At 51.9% G+C, this 5,268-nt stretch carries 1 protein-coding gene and 5 pseudogenes; 1 reads left to right on the top strand and 5 read right to left on the bottom strand.

Annotation, left to right across the window (positions count from 1 at the left end; genetic code table 11):
* Positions 1-235: 235 nt before the first annotated feature.
* From OQV04_RS23405 to OQV04_RS23385, 5 genes and pseudogenes are all read right to left on the bottom strand, one after another.
* A pseudogene (locus tag OQV04_RS23405) lies at positions 236-430 on the bottom strand (hypothetical protein); the annotation flags it as partial.
* A pseudogene (locus tag OQV04_RS23400) lies at positions 431-919 on the bottom strand (IS3 family transposase); the annotation flags it as partial.
* An 80-nt stretch (positions 920-999) separates the two neighbouring features.
* Complete coding sequence (gene ltrA / locus OQV04_RS23395; RefSeq protein WP_053286158.1) at positions 1,000-2,508, bottom strand: group II intron reverse transcriptase/maturase; 1,509 nt, start codon at positions 2,506-2,508, stop codon at positions 1,000-1,002.
* Between the two features lie 672 nt (positions 2,509-3,180).
* Positions 3,181-3,914: pseudogene (locus OQV04_RS23390) on the bottom strand (IS3-like element ISEc31 family transposase); the annotation flags it as partial.
* Positions 3,915-3,947: 33 nt separating this feature from the next.
* Positions 3,948-4,232: pseudogene (locus OQV04_RS23385) on the bottom strand (hypothetical protein); the annotation flags it as partial.
* 123 nt (positions 4,233-4,355) lie between these two features.
* Here OQV04_RS23385 and OQV04_RS23380 point away from each other — a divergent pair.
* Positions 4,356-4,760, top strand: a pseudogene (locus tag OQV04_RS23380) (RHS repeat-associated core domain-containing protein); the annotation flags it as partial.
* Positions 4,761-5,268 lie beyond the last annotated feature (508 nt).

Raw genomic sequence — 5,268 nt, 5'->3', positions numbered from 1 at the left:
TCGTTTTGTCGGGAGAAACGATCCCTGTTGAGTATAAAAATAGAGTTATTAGCTTGCTGGAAATGTTTAGTAAGGGAAATATGGGAAGCGTGTATAATGATGAATATATAGATTTAATTAATAGGCTAGTTAAGCAACACGGCTAAGTCGGAACGTAATAATCTCGGTGAATATTGGTTTTTATTCTCCCGGATCTCCGCCAGTACTAACAGGCGAAAATCCGGGAGGACTGATATTACGGCTGGATAATATCGTCAATAAACACCACACCATCAGTAGTACGCAACCAGCGCGGCGCTTTCAGTTTTGCCGCAAAGAACCAGATCAGTTCACAAAGCAGCCCCGTCAGGGGTTGTTCCATTTTAGATCCCTGCGCCTGTTCCGTCAGGATCTGGAGTAATACCTCGCAATATTCACACAATTGTAGTGGTCAAGTAATATTGGCCACGGTTTTACAGTAAATACGGTATCTGTTCTCTGATTCTTCCGGCGTCAACCCACCGTTGTAATGGTGAGGCCTGACGTTATTGTAATAATTCAGGATATAACCGCTAATTTGTTGCCGGGCCTCGTCCTTGCCTACGTAACCATCCGTCGGCACCCATTCTGTTTTCAGACTGCGGAAGAAGCGTTCCATTGGACTGTTATCCCAGCAGTTTCCCCGTCGACTGACACTTTGCTTTATCCTGTAACGCCAGAGAAGTTGTTGATATTTCAGTCCTGTATATTGACTTCCCTGGTCGCTATGGAACATGACGTCCCGCGGCTGACCACGCACCTCATACGCCATCCGCAGGGCACTGCTTATCAGGGCAGTATCGGTATTCGCTGACAGGCTCCAGCCGATAACCCTGCGGGCAAAAAGATCCATGACGACCGCCAGATAGCACCAGCGATTTCCTGCCCAGAGTAGAGTAAGAGGCAGGGCGTAGTCGGACTATTTCCCTGCCTCTCCTCCCCGAACCGGACGTGCACCTTTCAGCGCATCCGGCTCTCCATTTAAATGCTGGCGAACGCCATTGCCACTTCTGTAAAGCGCGATGTATACGTGTTTCTGGTCTCCGTCCTCAGATAGGGATTACCTTCGGGTAGCCGCCAGCGGAACAGCTTCTTGCCTTGCCCCACCAACCGGTACAGTATTTCGCCGCTGAGCTTGCCGTGATTGGTTTTACCAAATAAAACCCACGTTTTGCTCTGACCCGGTTTCGGTGATTTACACCACCACCTCATCAGGGAAGCGATACCTGTACGGTATTTGCGGGCCAGCCAGTGAGCCAGCTTCCAGAACACGACACGGTCGATATAACTGAAGACTTTGGCCTTAAAATCAACGAACTGATAGAACATGGCCCAGCCTTTCAGTTTTCGGTTGAGTTGTTCAGCCATATCGACTTTGCTTTCACTGTAGTTGCCTGATAACAGTGCTGTCAGCGATGCGGCGAAGTTTCTGGCTTTCTCCTGCGGGATCGTTGAGATCACTCGCATCTCGCCATAACGACTGCGTTTGCGAATGATCCTGTGCCCCAGAAAGATAAAGCCGTCATTAACATGGGTGATTTTAGTCTTATCCATGTTCAGCCTGAGTTTCAGACTGCCTTCGAGCACACCCCGACACTCCTCCCTGATGGCTTCCGCCTGTGCTTTGGTGCCTTTGACGATGAGGACAAAATCATCGGCATAGCGGCAGTACGCCACCGCGGGTTTCCACTGCCAGTTTTCTCTGACCGCCGTACTTCGGCCCCGTTGGATACTGTTATTCCAGTACCACCGATCTTTTCTGGCTTTCCCGCTCAGGTAGCGCTCATGCAGGTATTGATCGAACTCATTCAGCATGATGTTCGATAATAGCGGCGATATAACACCGCCCTGTGGCACACCTTCACTGGCCGCCCGAAAGAGACCGACATCGATATGTCCCGCCTTGATGGTTTTCCACAGCAGAGTCATGAAACGTGCGTCACTGATCCTGCGGCGTACAGCCTTCATCAGCAGTCGATGATGTACGGTGTCGAAGTAACTGGACAGGTCGCCTTCAATCACCCAGCGTCCCCGGGTTTCACCACAGTCTGTGAGCTGTAATTTCACCGTGCGGATCGCGTGGTGGACACTGCGCTCAGGCCGGAAGCCATATGAGAGCGTATGAAAATCACTCTCCCATATCGGCTCCATCGCCATCAGCATGGCCCGCTGAACAATACGATCCCGCAACGCGGGGATACCCAGTGGTCGCAGTTTGCCGTTGCTTTTAGGGATGTAAACCCGTCTGGCGGGCAAGGGCTGGTAGTGGCCTGAGAGTAATTCATCCCTGAGGATTTGCAGCTCAACAGCCAGTCTGGCCTGTAGCATTGTTTTGTTCACGCCATCAACGCCGGGGGTATGGGCCCCCTTTGATGAAAGCGTGATCCGCGCCGCTTCAGCCAGCCATTCTGGTTGTGTTATCAGACGCAGCAGCCGTTGAATCCGTAGGGACGGATCGGTGACTGCCCATGTGGCAAGCTTGCGTTGCATTTCGCTGATTATCAAAGGTCTTCACCTCGTTAGGTCAGTTAATTCACGTCGCAAACACATTCAAACTGCTTCCCTTCGCCATGTAATGGGCTTTCCCCATCGCGGACTACTACGGAAGCTCCGCCAGCCAGCGCGTCATCGGAGCCATGCCCCCTTAACATCCGTCGCTGACCTTCCCCGGTTTACCTGCCTGGACTCAGGCATACTGAGGAGGCTGCCCGTCGCACTCTTTATCCTTGCTTGCCGCAAGTTGGCAGAAGTCAGCAACGCAAGCGTGATAGACGCTGCTGCCCCGGTGTTTCGCATACATGTCAAAACACCTTCGACCGGCAGTGCTTACGTATCACTGCCAGTTCCTCCTGCACGGCCTGTCAGATCACGTAGGCCGTGGTGACGTTTTCAACCCACAGAGGCGGATTAACGGGTTCATGTTCTTCAGCCTTTCAGTACTTAACCTTGAGGATCATCTCGGCTTAGTGATCTCGCCTCAATCCCCGTTGTCAGCGGGTTACATCACCCTGCGGGCATGCCGCAGGTCACTGCCGCTCAGGTTCTCCACCGTCACACCCGGTGGGATTGTTGGGTTTCTCATCGTGAGTTACCGGTTCAATATTCCAGACAGACTCGCGGTTCATTTAAGCATCCATGCCCGCCCTGAACTCCGGGCACACTATACGTAATATCTCCGCACCATACCCTATCTGGCTCGGGCACAGCGAACTGGCGCTCAAGCAGATTCGGCAGGCAGGTATGTTCCTGACGAGCATTTTTGTACTGATGTTTTCCGGGCTGACAACTGCTCAGGTTCAGATATTTCATCAGACGCCCGGCACGGTAACGGCTCATCGGGACGCCGTTTTGTGTCAGCATTTCAGCCAGCGTGCGCGCCCCCGCAGAGCCCCTACTTTGGTTCCACGCCCGGCGTATTTCGCTGCACAACCTGACTCGCGCCGGATTAACCGTATCGCGTCGTTTTCGCCAGTACCGGTAACTGCTGCGGTGTATTTCCAGAGCAGAACAGAGGCTGACAACTGAGTGGCTGTCACTCAGTCTGGCAACTATCGTGAACCGTTCAGCGAGTCGGACATCAAGAGCGCGGTAGCCTTTTTTAATATCGTATTTTGTTCCTCCAGGCGGCGAACCTGCTTTTCCAGTTCGCGGATACGTTGCTGGTCTGGAGTAATAGGTGTGGCGGAGGGCGCAATCCCCTGACGCTCTCGCCTGAGCTGGCGCACCCAACTCTCAAGCGTGGTAGAACCGACATTCATCGCTTCACTGGCTTGTCGATATGAGTAGCCCTTATCAACAATTAGCTGTGCACATTCCAGCCTGAATTCAGGGGTGAAAGTACGTTTGGTTTTCTTGTTCATTAAGTCACCTGTTTTGTGTTGTGGTGAGGATATCACCTTTAATCAGGTGGCCAAATTTACTGTGCCACTACACAATTGCTCAGGATCCGGCTCAAAGTGCGGAAATGAGGCTGGCAGGTCGTCGAGTGTCAGGTTTTCTACCAGATGGGGTGGAATGGGATCGTTCAGCGTGGGAGACAGAATGGCGATACAGGCGCGAAGTCATCCGTACAACGCCATTTTCAGCGCCGGATCGTGACACTCTATAAGAGTTTCAGCGAAGCGATCGCAGTGATCGGCCAGGTCTGTGAAATCGGTGGCAGAACTGAAAGGAATGGACAGTAAATCATAATCAGGGGTGAGGATTGTAGCCATAAGGCAACCTCCGATAAGTAGGCGTTAAAACCACCACCGAAGAGACCAATCTTACGGGTGGTGGAATCGGGCGGAGTTGGTCTTACCGGCCTTATCGGATACCGGCGCATCTTTCGATGCTGGCAGGGAAAGCGGACATACCTGTACGACGCGGAACAGCCGTACACGCCGGTGGCGGCCATCACGGGGCGCGGAGAGAGCCAGAAAATCTGGTATTACCACACGGACCTGACGGGCACGGTACACGAGGTAACCGCGCCGGACGGGACGCTGGTGTGGGCGGGCTACCAGGCGGGATTTGGTGAAAACCGGGGCGACATCAGCAACAGCGGGGCGTACTTTGAGCAGCCGCTGCGGCTGCCGGGGCAGTATTATGATGAAGATACGGGGCTGCACTATAATCTGTTCAGATATTATGCGCCGGAGTGCGGGCGGTTTATCAGTCAGGACCCGATAGGGCTGGCGGGAGGAATAAACCTATATGCTTATGCGCCTAATCCGCTAAGTTATATTGATCCTCTTGGGCTTTGTAAATTAAGGGGAAGCGATGGGCGCTACAGAAGTGCACAGAATATTCAGGAAGAAATAGGCGGCCTACCCAATTTTGCAGGAAAAACTCCAGGAGAAATACGACAAACTTTGCGTAATCGAGGTTATTCGTCGGTACAAGCGTATAGTGGAGGAGAGGTCTGGACAAAAGCATTACCTGACGGAAATACTGTTGCAGTGAGGCTTGATCCGGCAAATCCTCGCTCACCTTCACATTATGCTGATGCTGTACCTCATGCTCATATTGAAACAGTTCCAACATCCAGTGTTTCTAATGGGAATTATCGCCCGCGAGACGTGACTGGCAGGCATACTGCCACTGGTGGGGTTTCTGATCGAGGAACAAATCCGAATCATAACGCTGATGTTTACATTCCAATGTCTCCGGGACGATTCCCATATGATTAATGTGAGGTTTTATGAATATCCGAAATCAATATAATGAAGCCTTAAATAAATTAGAAGTTGATGTTAATGATGGTTTGAG

The organism is Escherichia sp. Lx600-2 (assembly GCF_036662595.1).
In the GTDB taxonomy this organism is placed as follows: Bacteria; Pseudomonadota; Gammaproteobacteria; order Enterobacterales; family Enterobacteriaceae; genus Escherichia; species Escherichia coli.
This window is presented reverse-complemented; position numbering and strand designations above follow the sequence as displayed.

Bases quoted from the DNA above. Each gene is read 5' to 3' on its own strand.
- ltrA (WP_053286158.1), bottom strand. From the start codon at position 2,508: ATGCAACGCAAGCTTGCCACATGGGCAGTCACCGATCCGTCCCTACGG.